Source organism: Mesorhizobium sp. B2-2-4, from assembly GCF_006442375.1.
GTDB lineage: Bacteria > Pseudomonadota > Alphaproteobacteria > Rhizobiales > Rhizobiaceae > Mesorhizobium.
Genome location: NZ_VFWB01000002.1, coordinates 76,513 through 90,583 on the forward strand (window position 1 = coordinate 76,513; position 14,071 = coordinate 90,583).

Annotated in this window: 19 protein-coding genes; 4 read left to right on the plus strand and 15 right to left on the minus strand. The window is 61.8% G+C overall.

Going from position 1 to position 14,071, the window contains the following annotated elements; all coding sequences use genetic code 11:
- Positions 1–77: 77 nt before the first annotated feature.
- The 7 genes from FJ959_RS05475 to FJ959_RS05500 all read right to left on the minus strand — a co-directional run bounded on the left by FJ959_RS05475 (position 78) and on the right by FJ959_RS05500 (position 5,613).
- Positions 78–548, minus strand: coding sequence for a YbhB/YbcL family Raf kinase inhibitor-like protein (locus FJ959_RS05475; RefSeq protein WP_140497456.1), 471 nt, complete (start codon positions 546–548; stop codon positions 78–80).
- A 133-nt stretch (positions 549–681) separates the two neighbouring features.
- Positions 682–819: a hypothetical protein gene (locus FJ959_RS31570; RefSeq protein WP_181167175.1), complete on the minus strand. Its 138-nt coding sequence runs from the start codon at positions 817–819 to the stop codon at positions 682–684.
- A 154-nt stretch (positions 820–973) separates the two neighbouring features.
- Positions 974–1,492 carry a ferritin-like domain-containing protein gene (locus FJ959_RS05480; protein ID WP_140497458.1) on the minus strand — a complete coding sequence of 173 codons (519 nt, stop codon included), beginning with the start codon at positions 1,490–1,492 and terminating at the stop codon, positions 974–976.
- A gap of 227 nt (positions 1,493–1,719) precedes the next feature.
- Positions 1,720–2,268 carry a DUF6496 domain-containing protein gene (locus FJ959_RS05485; RefSeq protein WP_140628928.1) on the minus strand — a complete coding sequence of 183 codons (549 nt, stop codon included), beginning with the start codon at positions 2,266–2,268 and terminating at the stop codon, positions 1,720–1,722.
- Between the two features lie 120 nt (positions 2,269–2,388).
- Positions 2,389–2,847 (minus strand): DUF1772 domain-containing protein, encoded by a 459-nt coding sequence (locus tag FJ959_RS05490; protein WP_140628931.1) that lies wholly within the window; start codon positions 2,845–2,847, stop codon positions 2,389–2,391.
- A gap of 79 nt (positions 2,848–2,926) precedes the next feature.
- Complete coding sequence (locus tag FJ959_RS05495) at positions 2,927–3,592, minus strand: dienelactone hydrolase family protein (RefSeq protein ID WP_140628934.1); 666 nt, start codon at positions 3,590–3,592, stop codon at positions 2,927–2,929.
- A 29-nt stretch (positions 3,593–3,621) separates the two neighbouring features.
- The gene (locus FJ959_RS05500; RefSeq protein ID WP_246679020.1) at positions 3,622–5,613 is read right to left on the minus strand and encodes an erythromycin esterase family protein; all 1,992 of its coding nucleotides are present in this window, start codon (positions 5,611–5,613) and stop codon (positions 3,622–3,624) included.
- Between the two features lie 310 nt (positions 5,614–5,923).
- Here FJ959_RS05500 and FJ959_RS05505 point away from each other — a divergent pair, with 310 nt between their 5' ends.
- The gene (locus FJ959_RS05505; RefSeq protein WP_140497466.1) at positions 5,924–6,115 is read left to right on the plus strand and encodes a DUF2934 domain-containing protein; all 192 of its coding nucleotides are present in this window, start codon (positions 5,924–5,926) and stop codon (positions 6,113–6,115) included.
- 81 nt (positions 6,116–6,196) lie between these two features.
- Here the strand turns inward: FJ959_RS05505 and FJ959_RS05510 are convergent, their stop codons facing one another.
- The gene (locus tag FJ959_RS05510) at positions 6,197–6,625 is read right to left on the minus strand and encodes a hypothetical protein (protein ID WP_140515225.1); all 429 of its coding nucleotides are present in this window, start codon (positions 6,623–6,625) and stop codon (positions 6,197–6,199) included.
- Between the two features lie 252 nt (positions 6,626–6,877).
- On the minus strand, positions 6,878–7,219 hold the full coding sequence (locus FJ959_RS32060) for a sensor histidine kinase (protein ID WP_224519092.1): 342 nt from the start codon (positions 7,217–7,219) through the stop codon (positions 6,878–6,880).
- On the opposite strand from FJ959_RS32060, the gene FJ959_RS32065 reads away from it, so the two are divergent.
- Positions 7,202–7,840, plus strand: coding sequence for a hypothetical protein (locus FJ959_RS32065; protein ID WP_246670975.1), 639 nt, complete (start codon positions 7,202–7,204; stop codon positions 7,838–7,840). The two genes, FJ959_RS32060 and FJ959_RS32065, sit on opposite strands and share 18 nt — an antisense overlap.
- Before the next feature lie 219 nt (positions 7,841–8,059).
- On the opposite strand, the gene FJ959_RS05520 is transcribed toward FJ959_RS32065, so the two are convergent.
- Both FJ959_RS05520 and FJ959_RS05525 read right to left on the minus strand, forming a co-directional pair.
- The gene (locus FJ959_RS05520) at positions 8,060–8,833 is read right to left on the minus strand and encodes a Crp/Fnr family transcriptional regulator (protein WP_140497473.1); all 774 of its coding nucleotides are present in this window, start codon (positions 8,831–8,833) and stop codon (positions 8,060–8,062) included.
- Positions 8,830–9,219, minus strand: a complete 390-nt coding sequence (locus FJ959_RS05525) for a response regulator (protein WP_140497475.1) — start codon at positions 9,217–9,219, stop codon at positions 8,830–8,832. Before FJ959_RS05525 ends, FJ959_RS05520 begins: the two co-directional genes overlap by 4 nt.
- Positions 9,220–9,450: 231 nt before the next feature.
- On the opposite strand from FJ959_RS05525, the gene FJ959_RS05530 reads away from it, so the two are divergent.
- Positions 9,451–9,672, plus strand: coding sequence for a hypothetical protein (locus FJ959_RS05530; protein ID WP_140497477.1), 222 nt, complete (start codon positions 9,451–9,453; stop codon positions 9,670–9,672).
- Between the two features lie 121 nt (positions 9,673–9,793).
- On the opposite strand, the gene FJ959_RS05535 is transcribed toward FJ959_RS05530, so the two are convergent.
- Complete coding sequence (locus FJ959_RS05535) at positions 9,794–10,093, minus strand: DUF1236 domain-containing protein (RefSeq protein ID WP_224519082.1); 300 nt, start codon at positions 10,091–10,093, stop codon at positions 9,794–9,796.
- Positions 10,094–10,287: 194 nt separating this feature from the next.
- On the opposite strand from FJ959_RS05535, the gene FJ959_RS05540 reads away from it, so the two are divergent.
- A complete protein-coding gene (locus FJ959_RS05540; RefSeq protein WP_140628937.1) occupies positions 10,288–11,157 on the plus strand; it encodes a DUF1236 domain-containing protein in 870 nt (289 codons plus the stop codon).
- A gap of 93 nt (positions 11,158–11,250) precedes the next feature.
- Here the strand turns inward: FJ959_RS05540 and FJ959_RS05545 are convergent, their stop codons facing one another.
- The 3 genes from FJ959_RS05545 to FJ959_RS05555 are packed head-to-tail and all read right to left on the minus strand — an operon-like array spanning position 11,251 to position 13,940.
- A complete protein-coding gene (locus FJ959_RS05545) occupies positions 11,251–12,360 on the minus strand; it encodes a mannonate dehydratase (RefSeq protein WP_140628940.1) in 1,110 nt (369 codons plus the stop codon).
- Between the two features lie 10 nt (positions 12,361–12,370).
- Complete coding sequence (locus tag FJ959_RS05550) at positions 12,371–13,156, minus strand: SDR family oxidoreductase (protein ID WP_140583951.1); 786 nt, start codon at positions 13,154–13,156, stop codon at positions 12,371–12,373.
- Positions 13,149–13,940 (minus strand): FadR/GntR family transcriptional regulator, encoded by a 792-nt coding sequence (locus FJ959_RS05555; protein WP_224671760.1) that lies wholly within the window; start codon positions 13,938–13,940, stop codon positions 13,149–13,151. Before FJ959_RS05555 ends, FJ959_RS05550 begins: the two co-directional genes overlap by 8 nt.
- Positions 13,941–14,071: the final 131 nt, after the last annotated feature.

Consider the following 14,071-nt stretch of genomic DNA (forward strand, 5'->3'; position numbering starts at 1 on the left):
TCTCCTTTCCCTCACAACCGGCAAGGAGAAGAACCGTTCCGCGCGTGGACGACGGCGCCCGGATCAACTGCCTTCAATTACCGGCCACGTTCGTAGGTTCCAACGAGTTCTGCCTGCTCCAGCAAATGTTTTTGCGCCTCCTGCCAGATACGCTCCACGCCCGTGCTTGCGGGGATAGCAAGGTTCGGCGTGTCGAGCGCCGCCAGCCGGAAGTGGTAGTGATGGACACCGTGGCCCGCAGGCGGTTCAGGGCCGTCGTAATAGGCGTTGCCGAAATCGTTCCGCGCTTGCCTGAGGGCCTGTGGACCCGGTCTGCCGCTTTCCGCTTCGGGCAACTCCTGCACCTCCGGCGAAATGTTGAACACCCCCCAATGGCCGAACATTCCGCTCGGCGCGTCGGGATCCTGGACGACAAGGACGAGGCTCTTTGTGCCGTCCGGTACCCCGGCCCACTTCAGAGGCGGAGATACGTTCTTGCCGTCACGAGTATAGGCTTCGGGGATCTCTCCGCCGTCGGCAAAGGCGGGGCTGCTGAGCGTCAGGGGCATGGTTCGCACTCCTTTGGGGAACATTCGATCGCATCACCGCCGCCTCGCAAAGCGTGCCGGAATTGTTTGCGGTCATCGAATTGCTTGCGAGCACGTTCCGGCGCGGCTAAGCGCGCTGCGGCTCGAAAGGATTCTAAGATCCCGTCATAAGCGGCTTGAGGACGAATATGGCCAAGAGGCCAATAAAAAACACGGCGGCGATCACGACACCCCAGGTGATGAGCTTTCCGGTACCGCGTTGCTCTTCCTCGCGAGACAGGTCTTCCGGCATTGCGCGGATCCTCCTGTAAGGTTCGATGATTTTAACAACCTGTTTTGTCGAGGTCCCGGCAGCCAAATCCAGAGCAGGACCCGCAGTTCAACTCGAACACACCCCGCTCTGGACAGGAAGGCTGCCGGGCGCTTAGCGCCGGGCTGCCCCGCGGCTAAGCGGCTTTCTCAAGAGCGCGCTCATTGACCCCGCCTTCGCCTAAGCCTGTAAGCGCTTCATCGGTTGCCACTTCCTCTTTGAGCGTCTCGTTGAGGAGCTTGACCGCGTCGCTCTTGCCAAGCTGTTCAGCCCACGCGATCAACGTGCCGTAGCGTGCGATTTCATAGTGCTCGACCGCCTGTGCCGCTCCGACCAGTCCTGCATCCAATGCTGGGTCGCCCTTATAGTCGTCGAGAATCTCCGACCCCTCTTCGAGAATGCCGTCGATTGCCGGACAGGTCTTGCCGCGGGCTGGCTTGTCCATCAGGTCGAACACCTGTTCGAGGCGGTCGACCTGGCCTTCGGTTTCCACGCGATGTTTCTCGAACGCCGCCGCGACCTCCTCGGACTCGGCACCCTTGGCCATCTTGGGCAGCGCCTTTAGTATTTTCTTTTCGGCGTAATAAATATCCTTCAGCCCGTCGAGGAACAGGGCTTCCAGCCCTTTCGTCGCCGCCTTCTTCGCAGTCGCCATGTTTTCGTCTCCCTAAGGTTGTCATGAAAGCTCCACCACCGGTGTAGCTTTCCATAACCTTGAACACGGGCCGTTGTTCCCGCCGGATCGAGACAAAGACAAGGACGGCCGTATCTCACACGATCGCACTGTCCCAGCCGCCATAGTGCGCATCGCTTGAGGCTGGCTGCGGTCCAGCTACCTGTCACCAGCCGGCTGGAGAGAGCGCGCAGCGGGTTTTCGATCTTCTAGCTTTGGCCCGCACGCGTGCTGGCGGCCTTCTGCGCTGCTTTCTTTCTTCCGGCAGCACCCTTGGTGTGGACCGCCTTGCGTGCGGCGGCGGACCGGCCGGCAGCGCCCTTCGTCTCCGACGCTTTCTTGGCTGCGGCCGAGCGCTCCTCATCCGTCCGGCGCGACGCCGCCTGTTTGGTCTGTCTTGAGAGCGCCTCATGGGATGCCGTGCTCTTGGGTTCGTGCTTGAGAACCTCGGAAACGGCCTTCGAGACCTTGGGGCGGCGTTTTGGCTTGCGTTCGCCCTGGCCAACTTCATAGGCGTATTCGGCGCTCTTGCGGGTGCTCTCCTTGACGCTTCGTTTCTTGGGCGGAGGCAGGTCGACGCCTGCGCGGCGCGCCTCCGAAAGGCCGATGGCGATCGCCTGCTTGGTCGAGCGCGCACCGTGCTTGCCGCGACGGACCTTCTCGATCTCGTCATGCACGAATTCGCCGGCCTGCGTGGTGGGCGATTTACCTTCGCGCTTGTCTTTTTTCGCTTTCTCGATGGTTTTCTTATCCGGCATCGCTTTCTCCTCGTTGGATACAGCGGGACAGATGGCGGTGCGACGTCGCGACCTCCAGAAAACCTAACGCATCGATGGCGCGAATGATCCGGAGGAAAAGAGACTTTCTCCGGCGACAATCTACAGATCGGCCGGACGCCACGAGAGCGCCGACAGCGTCGCGAGACAGAGCGCGGCAAATACAATCGCGGTATTTACCGCATGAGAATATTCCCATTGCTGCCTGAGCGCTTCCCAGTTTGCGGGAACTGTCGTCCAGTTCTGCGTCGCCTGGTTGGCAGGGAGCGTCCAGACAACGAAGATCGCGAGCATGATCGCGAAACACAGCGCCGCAAGCAGGGCGAGCCAAAAGGGCCAAGCCTGTGAGCGCACGGAGATCGCCAACAATGCGTTCACGATCAGCGCGGCAGGCCAGAGCAATCCAAGGATCGCCCATCCGTAATAGATGCCTTGGACGGTGAAATATTCCGGCTGCGGCAGAGATATCTTGTTGGGAAGAGCGGCGAGATGGGCCCCTGCCGGGATGAGCGCGAGGGCCGAAATGACAATGGCGAGAAATTGCAGAACCCTGACTGTCATGGAACTCCTCCGCGGAATGATTTTTGACGCGCCGACGACCCAATCGATCTGGCTCTCTGATGAGGCGTTGGCGCCGGCGTCACGCGGGCAGTTGGCGCAGGAACCATTGGATCGCGAGGTCCGCCACTTCTTCCATCGCGCCGGGCTCCTCGAACAGGTGCGTCGCAGCCGGAACGATGGCCAGCTCCTTTTCACACCGCAGCGCCGCGAACGCCGAACGGTTGAGCGCAATCACCTGCGTGTCTGCGCCGCCGACCACGAGCAGCGTTGGTGCCCGGACGCGGGGCAGGGCAGGTGCCGCAAGATCCGGACGCCCGCCGCGCGAGACGACGGCGGCCGCTCGATCCGGGCGCTCTGCCGCAGCCATCAGCGCCGCGGCAGCCCCTGTGCTCGCGCCGAAATAACCGACGCGCGGCGCCGACGTTTCCTCGGACATGTGCAGCCAGTCGGTAACCTGAACCAGTCGATCGGCGAGCAAGCGGATGTCGAACCGCAACTCGGCGGTAATCTGGTCGATACGCTCCTCTTCGGTCGTCAACAGGTCGATGAGCAACGTGGCGAGTTCCGCCTCGTTCAACCGTCCGGCCACATAGCGGTTGCGCGGGCTGTGCCGGCTGCTGCCGCTGCCGTGAGCGAAGAGGACGAGCCCACGGGCTTCCTGCGGCAGCGACAGGTTGCCCGCGAGCATTGCGCCGCCGGCGGGAACCTGCACGGCCTTCTCGTTTGTCTTCAGGACTGAGACCATGGCGATCTCCATCTCAACTGGATCGGTCCCTAAACCCCGAACGGATAGGTCTCCGCGAGCTCACCGGCGTCCCATTGCGAGCTGCGCTCCAGCGGCTCAACCGCCCGCGTCTCGTCGAAATGCAGCAGCATGTCGAATTGCGCGGCAAGGTCGGCATGGAAGTAGTGGCTGGCCCGTTCGGTCTCAGGCCGGTAGATGACGCCGATCGCGCGCTCCAGGAGCCGTCGCGGCAGGGCTTCGCCGTCGCCGCGCAGATCCAGCTGGAAGCGATCAGCCGGGACTGCATGCAGCAGCGCCTCATAGCTGCGCGCTAGGGCAGGCCGGACAACCTTGCGCTCCGCCGGGCCGTCCCAGTTCGATGCCGCCGTCACCGTTCCTTGATACGTCGTGAAGCCGACGAGGAAGGCGTCGCGCTGATGCTTTTCGCGGATAAGCTGTCCGAGGTTGATCTCGCCATGCAGGCTCCTGTCCGTCGCCCTGGCGTCGCCGAGATGGGAGTTATGCGCCCAAACCACGATCTTCGGCGATCGCCCGAGCCGGCCGAGATGAGCGGTGAGAGCTTCGAACGTCTCGGCCATGTGCCGGTCACGCAGGTTCCAGGTCGATTCGGGCGCCAGGAACATGGCGCGATAATAGGCCTCCGCATTCTTCACCAGGCGGGCGTTTTGCTGCGCCGCGAAGAGTTCGTCCGCGATGGCGCCTTCGCGCGGCTCGGCCTTCGCCGGGCGCCGCTTCAGCATCTCGACCAGCTGTGCGACCACAGCCTCCTGGCAAGATTTATCGACCTCATTGCCGGCTATGAAGCCATAAGCCTGCGGGTCAGGGCCGAAATGGTCGAAACAGGCATAGCGGCGACGCGCGATCTCCGCCGCGGCCGGGTCGGCCTTTTCGAGATAGCGCAGCACAGCCTTCATCGCGCCATGCAGGGCATAGAGGTCGAGGCCGTAGAACCCGGCTTTCGGATTGCCCTTGCCGGGCGCTTCATTGTGCCGGCGCAGCCATTCGACAAAATCGACGACGACCCTGTTCCGCCACATCCAGATCGGGAAGCGCCGGAAATCGGCGAGCGCCTCTTCGGCGTCGATATCCTCGCCTGTTCCCTGAACATAGCGGTTGACCCGGTATGTGTCGGGCCAGTCGGCTTCGACAGCGACGGCGGCAAAACCCTGCTCCTCGATCAGCCGCCGCGTGATCCGCGCGCGCTCCTGATAGAATTCGTGTGTGCCGTGCGAAGCTTCACCGAGCAACACGAAGCGCGCCTCGCCGATCGCCGCCAAGAGCTCGTCGTAGTCTCGCGCGTCTCCGGAGAGCCGAACGACGTGCTTGTGCAATCGGTTTGCCGTATTCTGCGGCGCATCGCGGCCGGACGGTGCGGTTGGTCGCCCCGCCTTGGCGAGAAGGGCGCGGACCTCGTCGTCGCTGGTTTGGGAGAAATCTTCATACCAGCGCCCGACGCCGATGAGCGGCTGCGGCGTCGTCGCACAGACGACCTCGTCGGCCTCGCTCTCCATCGCCTCGCAGGTGTCGGGACTGCCGACCGGAACGGCCGCAACGATACGGGCAGGCCGCTTTCCGCGCAGCGCCCTGACCGCCGCGCGCATGGTCGACCCAGTGGCGAGCCCATCGTCCACGAGAATGACGATTCGATCCTCCACAAGGAGCGGTACCCGCTCGCCGCGATAGAGGTGCTCGCGGCGTAAAAGCTCCCTCTCCTCGCTGGCAGTGACCGCATCGATGACGTGGGCCGGCACAGCGAGGCCTTCCACGATCTCGTCGTTCAGGACGCGTACGCCGGAGGTCGCGATTGCGCCCATGGCCAACTCTTCGTAACCGGGAACGCCGAGCTTGCGTACGACGAAAACGTCGAGCGGTGCCTTCAATGCCTGTGCGACTTCGTAGGCGACAGGCACGCCGCCGCGCGGCAGCGCCAGCACGGTGACATCATCGCGCGCTGCGAAGTGGCCGAGCTTATCAGCGAGAACGCGTCCTGCCTCGCGACGATCCGAAAAGACAATAGTCATGATCTCAAGCCCAATATTTGCGTCGCGCCCACCCTTTGGAGTCCCGCTGCAAGGCTTTGATTGGCCGAGGCCACACGGGGCGGCAAGGCGTGGCGCAGGCACATCATTGGCGTGTTCGTCGCCAAGAGTTCGAGCGGCGGGCATTCCCAAGCCATCCCCCACTGCGCCGATGCTCGGAAACGGCCTAATCCCCCAAGCGTTCCGTGTCGCTCCGGTGCGGCTAGTCCGGATCGCTCCAAAAGCGTTGCCTTTGTTTCCGGAGGGAACAAAGCGGCCTGCCGGAGATTGGGGCACGCAGGAGGAGTTTCCAATGGACAAGGAAGAACTCATAAAGCGACGAGCCTACGAGATCTGGGAGCGCGAAGGCCGCCCGCCGGGCCGAGAGCAGGAGCATTGGGACCAGGCCGTGCAGGAAATAGAGGCGGAAGGATCGGAAGCCGAGCGCGGTCCGGTGGTGCCCGATCCGACCATCGGCAGCGGGTCGGAGCCTCGAAGCTCCTGAAGCGACGTCACTTGCCGCCAAGGAGGAAAAATGCGTCGACCGACTGTTCATTCCGTCGACGCATTCGAGATGGCGTCTCGGTCAACGTCCGAGCAGCGCCCTGAGCCTGGCGAAGATATTGAAACCTTCGCCCATGGCGGCGCGCACGCGAACGGCGACCCACCCGGCTTTCATGGTCGCACCGACGTGGCAATCGCAGACGATGTTGTGCAACTGCCAGTTGGACAGTTCGAAAAAGCGCTTTGCCTCGCCATAGGTGTCGCCTTCCAGACCCTGCGCCCGCAGTATCGGATCTTCGAACGCGACGCTGATGGGGGATTGCACGCAGTAGGCGTTTTCGCGCATGTCGGGGCTCATATATTCGGTGCCCGGAAGCGCTCCGAGGCGCCGTTCAGGATGACGCTCAAGAAGACTTGCCCAGCGCTCCAGGCGTTGGTTCCGCGTCATTGTCGGGCACACCGTATCAACTTCCGCGATTGCGTGTAGTTGTTCGAGTGTATGGGACTTCATGGTCAGCTCCTGTTGATCCAGGTTCCTCCCGCTTCAAGGTGAGTCGCGAGATCACGACAGCGCGCTCGCCGTCGCCGCGCTCCGAACTCTTTGTTGTCGCTGAAGTTCCATCATTTTGAGAATTTGAAGGCTGGTGCGGCGGCAACTCGGCAAACCCCAGGGCCGTTGCGCCACCTCGGTCGGTGCTGGGTCAGCCCCTTCCAACTCCACGCTCCTGGCCCCGGCCGCCTTTCGGCGCAGGAGTGTCGGTGTTCAATGCTGGAGATCGTCGGGCGGGTCCTCCAGGCTCCTGCTGGGGTGAATTTCGTTCGAGAGGGGGATATCCATCGTGCAGATCACCTCGGCATCGGTGAAGCGCAGCGAGCCAGCTCCGCCGATCTCATAGGGCACCACCTTTTCGATCAGCTCGGATCCGAAGCCGCGTCGCGCAGGTATTGCTGCCGGACCATGCAGGTCCTCGATCCAGCGGATCTTCAGCTCCTGTCTGGCGGGCGTGCCACCCACTTTCCAGCTTACGCTGATTGATTTGTCGGCTGCCGACAGCGCGCCATATTTCATCGAGTTGGTGGCGAGTTCGTGGAACGCCAGGCCCAAGGTCTCCGCCGTCTTTCCGGACAAGGAAATATCCGGGCCATCTATGGTGAACTGATCTTCCGTCCGGCCGCCTTGGGACGCAAGCTCGTCAAGGACAAGCATGTCAAGCTGCACGGTGGCCGAGGCCGATCGCATCAGCACATTGTGCGTGCGTGCAAGCGCATTGATGCGGCCCTCGAGGTGAAAGGCATAGTCCTCGACATTGTTGCTGTTTTCAACCGACCGGCGAGCGATCGAACGGACAATGCTCAACGTGTTGCGAACGCGGTGCTGCAATTCGGCGGCAAATGCCTTCGTCGCCTGGAGGCGGTCGCGTGTGACCTGGAGTTCGGCTTCGAGCCGGGCGATATGATCGTCACGTTCGTCCATCTGTTCATCGACATGGCTGAGCCGCATCGACGCGGAAGCATCGCGTTCTTCGGCGGACACACTTTGCGGACGGGAGAATGTACCCGTGACGTCTTTCTTGGGAGGTCTTTTTCCAGCCACCTGTCAGTCTTTCAACCGTTCATCGATCATGCGCGGTGCCAAGCGCATCGTCTCGTCGGCCTTTGGCTCGCGTTCACGCGCCCAGGATTGGCTTTCGTGCCGCCGCGCGCGGTTTTCAGCCGGCGAAAATGATACCGTCGAGCCGGCAGGAGCATTAATGCCGCCGCTGTCGGCGGAAATATGGAGGGCGATCGCAGCGGCCCAGCGGATCGATCGTACCTGCCGATCCGCCGATCAAATCGCGCTTGGCCATCGCTCGCTACCGCCTCCGGTCACGCCGAACCGGCAGAAGCAGGCCAGGTTCCCTATGATGTTTCATTTTTGCGCTCCACTCGATGAGGCCGTGCCTGATCATGCAAAAGGCTCCCTGACGTCCAACAGATGAAGGTAATCAGGATTGAAAAAGGCCGCCGCCTCCAGTTTCGCCAGGTTCTTGATCGTTACAGTGCCGTTGTTGAACGAAATGAGGCCATCGCGCCTGAGATCCTGAAGCGTACGGTTGATGTGCACGTTCGAAAGACCGAGCGTATCGCCCAGGGTCGCCTGGGTTACCGGTAGGGGATAGCTCTTGCCGGCCGTTTCACCAATTGCGTGAAGCCTGTGGAACAGCTCGCAAAAAAGGTGAGCCATCCGCTCATAAGCAGTCCGCTGGCCGATGTTGACGACCCATTCGCGGGTGATCGCCTCGTCGAGCAGCGTGGTCCACCAGAGCGCACGCGTAAGATTGGGATAGCTGTTGGTGAAGCCGAGGATGGCGCTCTGCGGGATCGCCGCAACCTTGGAGCGGCTGAGAGCACCGATCGAGTGGTCCATGCGCCGCAGCAGGAACACGTGAAGATCGCAAAGGTCGCCCGGCACCAAATAGGCAAGGATCTGTCGCCGACCGTCTTCGAGAATCTTGTAGCGGCAGGCAAATCCTTCGAGCAGCAGGTTGACCCCGCCTGTCCGGTCGCCCCTTTGGATGACGTCATCGCCGGCGGCGAATTCGGCGACCTTTGTTGTCGCGCTCTCGATGGCGTCGCATTCTTCCACGGACAGGACCGTGAAATTGGACAGCTTGCGGATAAGCGGGTGCCGCGCGGTCTTCGCTCTCAGGCCAACCGCCGGCTCGCTTCTCTCGTTCATCGCGTGTCATGTGCCGTCGCGGCAACGAACTCGACAATGCTGCCGAATTCCAGAGGCTTTTCAAATCGCCTGATCCCGCCGAGCTCTGCTGGTATGGCCGTCTGATCATAGCCGGTGGCGAAGGCGATCGGAACGCCTTTCGCCAACGACTCGCGGGCAATCTCGAATGTCTGCTCGCCGCGCAAGTTGATATCGAGAATCGCAAAATCGCATTGACCGCTGTTCAGCAATTCGATTGCGGGCTCGACCGTGGCGACCGGGCCGAGCACTATCGCCCCTTGTGTGACGAGAGCCTTACGCAGGTCATCGGCGAGAAAATATTCGTCTTCCACGATCAAAACGCGAATCCCGCCCAGAAAGGCTGATTTCGCCGCTTCCCCGTCCATGGTGCAAGAGCTCTCCCTTTGCAGCGGCCATCACTTGGGACACTACACCGCAACCCGCTGCACTCCCAGTTATATTTCCACCGATGCAGCGGAGGTGAACTCCAAAGCCACCGCCAGCCCCTATTTTCCTGAATCGACATCTTTTTCGTCTGCCGTTTTAACAATTGTGATGGCAGGTTTCGGTGTCCGTCAACACAGTGAGAAAAACGGGGAAATAAGGAGGAGGAACCGATGCCTGTGATCGATATGACCTCGAAGGAACTGATCCGGGCCATCGATCACTACATCAATTCCCGCAGAAATCTCGAATGGCCAATTTCCACGGCGCAGGCGGTGTCAGCCATCCGTTACGAACTGCCAGAATGCACTCTCTCCGACAAAGAACTGGCGGACATTGTTGCCAGCTCAGCAATTCAAAAGCATCGCAACATCGCATTTGACCTGCAGTCGTAGCCATGCTCATGCATGTCGCCCAAAACGCCTCGGTTTGGAACAAAGACATGCATGAAAACAGAAACCTGACACAGGTCGCCCGCCTCGACGCATGCCGGGGCGGGCGCTTTGGAACATGCGGTCATTGAAGGACCTGGACGATTTTCCGGGTTTCCGGGTCGACCAGAACTGTTCGATTGTCGACCACGACGTAGCGGTATTTCACATCGGGAACTTCATGAAGTTCGACCGTATCAGGCACGGTGGATCCGACATTGAGTTCCACGCCGGGCAGTTGGACCGAGGCCAGCGGCTGCTTCTTCACATACTCCTTGATAACGGTTTCTTGCTCCGGCTGGATGACCACATCTTGCGCCGCGGCCGCTCCGGCCCCCGCAAGAAACAGGATGCCCACTGCCGTTCCCAGTAGATATTTTTCCACTTCTGTCTCCATCAGATGTTGGGCAGGGCGCCAAGCCGACGACGCCACCGGCGTTTCGGCAGGTGCGCCCCATGCGCCGAACTTCGCAAAATGCCGGCAGTTCCATCCGCTCCGGAATATATTAGCCTTCGGTGGAACAATCACGGGGTGGCAAAGTTTTGCCGCGAAGGGACTGCCATCCTAGGAGATTTCCCATGAGAACCACTCTGATCACCAGCATGTTAGCGCTTACCCTCGGATGTGGGGCGGCAATCGCGCAGACCCACCAGCAGTCGGGCGAAGCGGCCCAATCGGGTGGGGCAGACACTTGCGCAGCCGGCTCGGCCAATTGCCAGAAGGGCGGCAGCACCGAGCAGCAGACGCAAGGCAAGGCCGGCATGAAGACCGACGAGCAGGCGCAAGGCAAAGCCGGAGCGAAGACCGATGAGCAGGCGCAGGGCAAGGCGGGCGTAAAGACCGACGAGCAGGCGCAAGGTAAGGCCGGCATGAAGACCGATGAACAGGCGCAAGGCAAGGCCGGCATGAAGACCGACGAGCAGGCGCAAGGCAAAGCCGGAGCGAAGACCGACGAGCAGGCGCAAGGCAAGGCGGGCGTGAAGACCGATCAGCAGGCGCAAGGCAAGCCCCGCATGAAGACCGACGAGCAGGCGCAGGGCAAGGCCGGTACGACTACCGATCAGCAAGCGCAGGGCAAGGCCGGTATGACGACCGACCAGCAGGCGCAGGGCAAGGCCGGTACGACTACCGATCAGCAAGCGCAGGGCAAGGCCGGTACGACTACCGACCAGAGTTCAACCGCTTCAATCAACAATATATCCGTCGAGCAGAAGACCGAAATCACCAACGTCATCCGCGAGACGAAGGTGGAACCGGTCTCGAACCTCGACGTGGACATTTCGGTCGGCGTGAAAGTGCCGAAGCAGAAGGTGCGGCTGCATCGACTTCCGCACCGGATCGTCGAAATCGTTCCTGCCTATGAGAGCTATGAATATTTCCTCCTGGCCGATGGCAGGATTGTTATTGTCGATCCGAACTCATATGAGATCGTCGCTATCCTGAGTTAGGAACCGAGCCGACTAACAAAAGCCCGCTCTCCATCGAAAGCGGGCTTTTGCGGCGCCTTCGGGCTCGAAAAATGTCAGTCGTGCGTCCCCTATTCACTCCGCTGCCATGTCGGGTGCCCGGCTTCGTACCGGGCCTAGCGCGTTGGCGTTCTGCACCAGTGCGCGCATGTAGCCCAATGCGAAGGCCTTGCCGGCGTGCCATGGCGCGTCGCAGGCCATCTCAGGCGTGTGATCGGGTATCATGACGCCTTGATAATTCTCGTCGCGCAGAATGCGCACGATCTCGGCCATGTCGATGTCGCCGTCGTCGACGAAGGTTTCGTGATATTTCGGCACTTTGCCCCGCACATTGCGGAAATGGATATAGCCGATGCGGCCACGCCGCGCGAAACGGCGCACATGGCTGTAGATCTCCTCGGTCTGCGGCATCTCCTGCAGCGAGCCGAGGCAGAGCTCCAGCCCGTTGGCGGGCGAGTCGACGATATCCATCAGCCGATCATATTTCTGCGGCCGGTTGACGAGGCGCGCCGTGCCGCGCAGCGCCTCGGCGGGTGGATCGTCCGGATGCGCAGCCATCACGACGCCGGCCTCTTCGGCCACCGGTACGATTTCGCGCAGAAAGACGCCAAGCCGTTCCCACAGTTCTTCTTGCGAGACCCTGACAGGCGCGGCGCCGGCTCGGCCCGGCCGGTAGCGCATATTCCAGACCACTCCGTCGGGCAGCGGCAGGTCGGGATCGATATTGGACAAATCGAGCCCCACGGACATGGCGTCGCCGCGCGCGAATGGCCCGCGCTGCCAGCCCCACACGCCCGCGATCGAGAAGTTGTAGCCTATGCAGGGAATGCCGGCCCGGCCGGCGTCACGCACCAGGCGCTTGAGGCCGTCGAGCTGCCTCGACCGATCGGGGCCGCCGAGCAGCACGTCGGACCAGAAGCGCGGCGACAGGTTTTCGATGCCGGCGATCTCCAGGCCGTTGTCGCGTACGGTTTTCACCAGTCCGGTGAAATCCTCGTAGCTCCACAATCCATCCGTCGAACAATCGCCCCAGCCATCCGTTTCGGTGCCGGCCGACAGCGAGGGATCGCGGCCGCGAAAATAGTTGGTGAGATGCGCAACGACATGCGTTGCGCCGGCCTGCCGGGCAAAACGGAAATTCTCCGGCGTCAGCGAATCGCGATAGAGGCCAAGTCCGATCTTCATCCGCGTCGCCCTACTTGACGCCGATGCCGGCGGTGAGGCCGCCATCGATCTTGTAATCAGCGCCGGTGCAGAAGCCGGCTTTCGATGAACACAGGAAAGCGATGAGTTCCGCCACTTCCTCCGGCTCGCCGATACGGCCGAGCGGATGGGCGGCGCCGAAGCGCCTGTAGGCTTCTTCGACATCGGCGTCGCTGCCATTGTCGCCACGCGCTGCCTTCTCGAGGATTGGCGTGCGGATCGAGCCCGGGCTGACCGAATTGACTCGGATGCCGGCCGCGGCATAGTCGAGCGCCAGCGAACGCGTCAACGTGTGGATGGCGCCCTTGGTCGTGGCATAGGCTGCGACGTTCTGCTGGCAGGCGAACCCCTGCACCGAGGCGACATTGACGATGGCACCGCCGCCTCGGCGGATCATTTCGGGAATGCCGAAATGCGCGGTCAGGTAGATCGACCCGACATTGACCGTCATCGCCCGGTTCCAGGTTTCCCAGTCGGTGGTGGTCGCCGTGCCGTAGGGGTGGACCGCCGCCGAATTGACGATGATGTCGATGCCGCCGAACCTCGCGACGCCCGCTGCGACCGCGTCGCGCACCTGGTCGGAAACGGAGACATCCACCGTTTGCACCAGCGCATTCGCTCCGGCCTTGGCGAGGCTCTCCTGCATGGCGGCATTGGCCGCCCGGTCGATGCCGCAGGCGATGATCGCAGCGCCGCCTCGCGCCAGGCGACTCGCAGTGGCGAGCGCGATGCCGGTCGTGCCGGTGATCAGCGCCACCTTGTTCTCAAAATCAGACATGATGCAAATCCTTGGAAGATGCCGGACCCGGATGCACCGGGTTTGCCGCCGACATACGGGCGTTTTCGAGGTCGTCGGGAACGAAGCGCAAGCCGAAATCGAGATGCCGGCTCATCAGGTAGCAGTAGGCAATGCGGTCGCGCGCGCGCAGCGCCGCGATGATCTCGCCATGCGCGTGGCGTGTTTCGCTCAGCACCGGCCGGATGGATTTGCCGACGGTCATGATGTGCAGGATGACCGGCGACAGGAACTGATAAGTCTGCACCAGCATGCGGTTGCCGGCGAGCTTCATCAGCGCCAGATGGAAATCGAAATCGCGTTGCGCGGCTTCCTGGACATCCTTGCTGGTCTCGATCAGGCCATTGACCTCGTCCAGGGCTTCAAGTTCGGCGGCGCTGGCATTGAGGATGATGTGGTCGCCGACGCTCACTTCGATGATGCGGCGAAATCCTTGTATGTCGTGAAAGGACGTTTTCGATATGTCCATTTGCGCGGCGAAAAAATTCTGGATCGCGACATTCTGGCGATCGGCGAGCACCGCGCCGACGCGCGGCTTGGGATCGATCAGCCCATAGGTTCGGATGGTGCGCAGCGCCTCGCGTATCGTGTTGCGGCTGGCGCCGAACAGTTCGCCAAGCTCCCGTTCGGTGGGCAGCACATCGCCGATGGACATGGCGCGATTGCGGATGAGGTCGAGGATCTGCCGCACGGTCTGGTCGACGGCGGAACTGCTGATCCCGGCTTCGTCTGCCGCCTCCATCGAATCGTGGCTCGCCTGTTCCACCGCAGAACTCCTTGCTATTTGTTGGACCACCCTAGGGCTCGATCCACAGGAAATCAACTGTATGGCGACGGAAAGGTTCTGTTGACAGGCTTGTGGTCCGACAATATGGTCGCCGCCAACCCTGAGGAGGC

What these genes read in the sequence shown, in the direction of transcription:
- FJ959_RS05520 (WP_140497473.1), bottom strand. Translation starts at nt 8,833, where the DNA reads ATGAACGAGAGAAGCGAGCCGGCGGTTGGCCTGAGAGCGAAGACCGCG.
- FJ959_RS05530 (WP_140497477.1), top strand. Translation starts at nt 9,451, where the DNA reads ATGCCTGTGATCGATATGACCTCGAAGGAACTGATCCGGGCCATCGAT.
- FJ959_RS05495 (WP_140628934.1), bottom strand. Translation starts at nt 3,592, where the DNA reads ATGGTCTCAGTCCTGAAGACAAACGAGAAGGCCGTGCAGGTTCCCGCC.
- FJ959_RS31570 (WP_181167175.1), bottom strand. Translation starts at nt 819, where the DNA reads ATGCCGGAAGACCTGTCTCGCGAGGAAGAGCAACGCGGTACCGGAAAG.
- FJ959_RS05545 (WP_140628940.1), bottom strand. Translation starts at nt 12,360, where the DNA reads ATGAAGATCGGACTTGGCCTCTATCGCGATTCGCTGACGCCGGAGAAT.
- FJ959_RS05485 (WP_140628928.1), bottom strand. Translation starts at nt 2,268, where the DNA reads ATGCCGGATAAGAAAACCATCGAGAAAGCGAAAAAAGACAAGCGCGAA.
- FJ959_RS05480 (WP_140497458.1), bottom strand. Translation starts at nt 1,492, where the DNA reads ATGGCGACTGCGAAGAAGGCGGCGACGAAAGGGCTGGAAGCCCTGTTC.
- FJ959_RS05505 (WP_140497466.1), top strand. Translation starts at nt 5,924, where the DNA reads ATGGACAAGGAAGAACTCATAAAGCGACGAGCCTACGAGATCTGGGAG.
- FJ959_RS05500 (WP_246679020.1), bottom strand. Translation starts at nt 5,613, where the DNA reads ATGACTATTGTCTTTTCGGATCGTCGCGAGGCAGGACGCGTTCTCGCT.
- FJ959_RS05490 (WP_140628931.1), bottom strand. Translation starts at nt 2,847, where the DNA reads ATGACAGTCAGGGTTCTGCAATTTCTCGCCATTGTCATTTCGGCCCTC.
- FJ959_RS05550 (WP_140583951.1), bottom strand. Translation starts at nt 13,156, where the DNA reads ATGTCTGATTTTGAGAACAAGGTGGCGCTGATCACCGGCACGACCGGC.
- FJ959_RS05540 (WP_140628937.1), top strand. Translation starts at nt 10,288, where the DNA reads ATGAGAACCACTCTGATCACCAGCATGTTAGCGCTTACCCTCGGATGT.
- FJ959_RS05525 (WP_140497475.1), bottom strand. Translation starts at nt 9,219, where the DNA reads ATGGACGGGGAAGCGGCGAAATCAGCCTTTCTGGGCGGGATTCGCGTT.
- FJ959_RS05510 (WP_140515225.1), bottom strand. Translation starts at nt 6,625, where the DNA reads ATGAAGTCCCATACACTCGAACAACTACACGCAATCGCGGAAGTTGAT.
- FJ959_RS05475 (WP_140497456.1), bottom strand. Translation starts at nt 548, where the DNA reads ATGCCCCTGACGCTCAGCAGCCCCGCCTTTGCCGACGGCGGAGAGATC.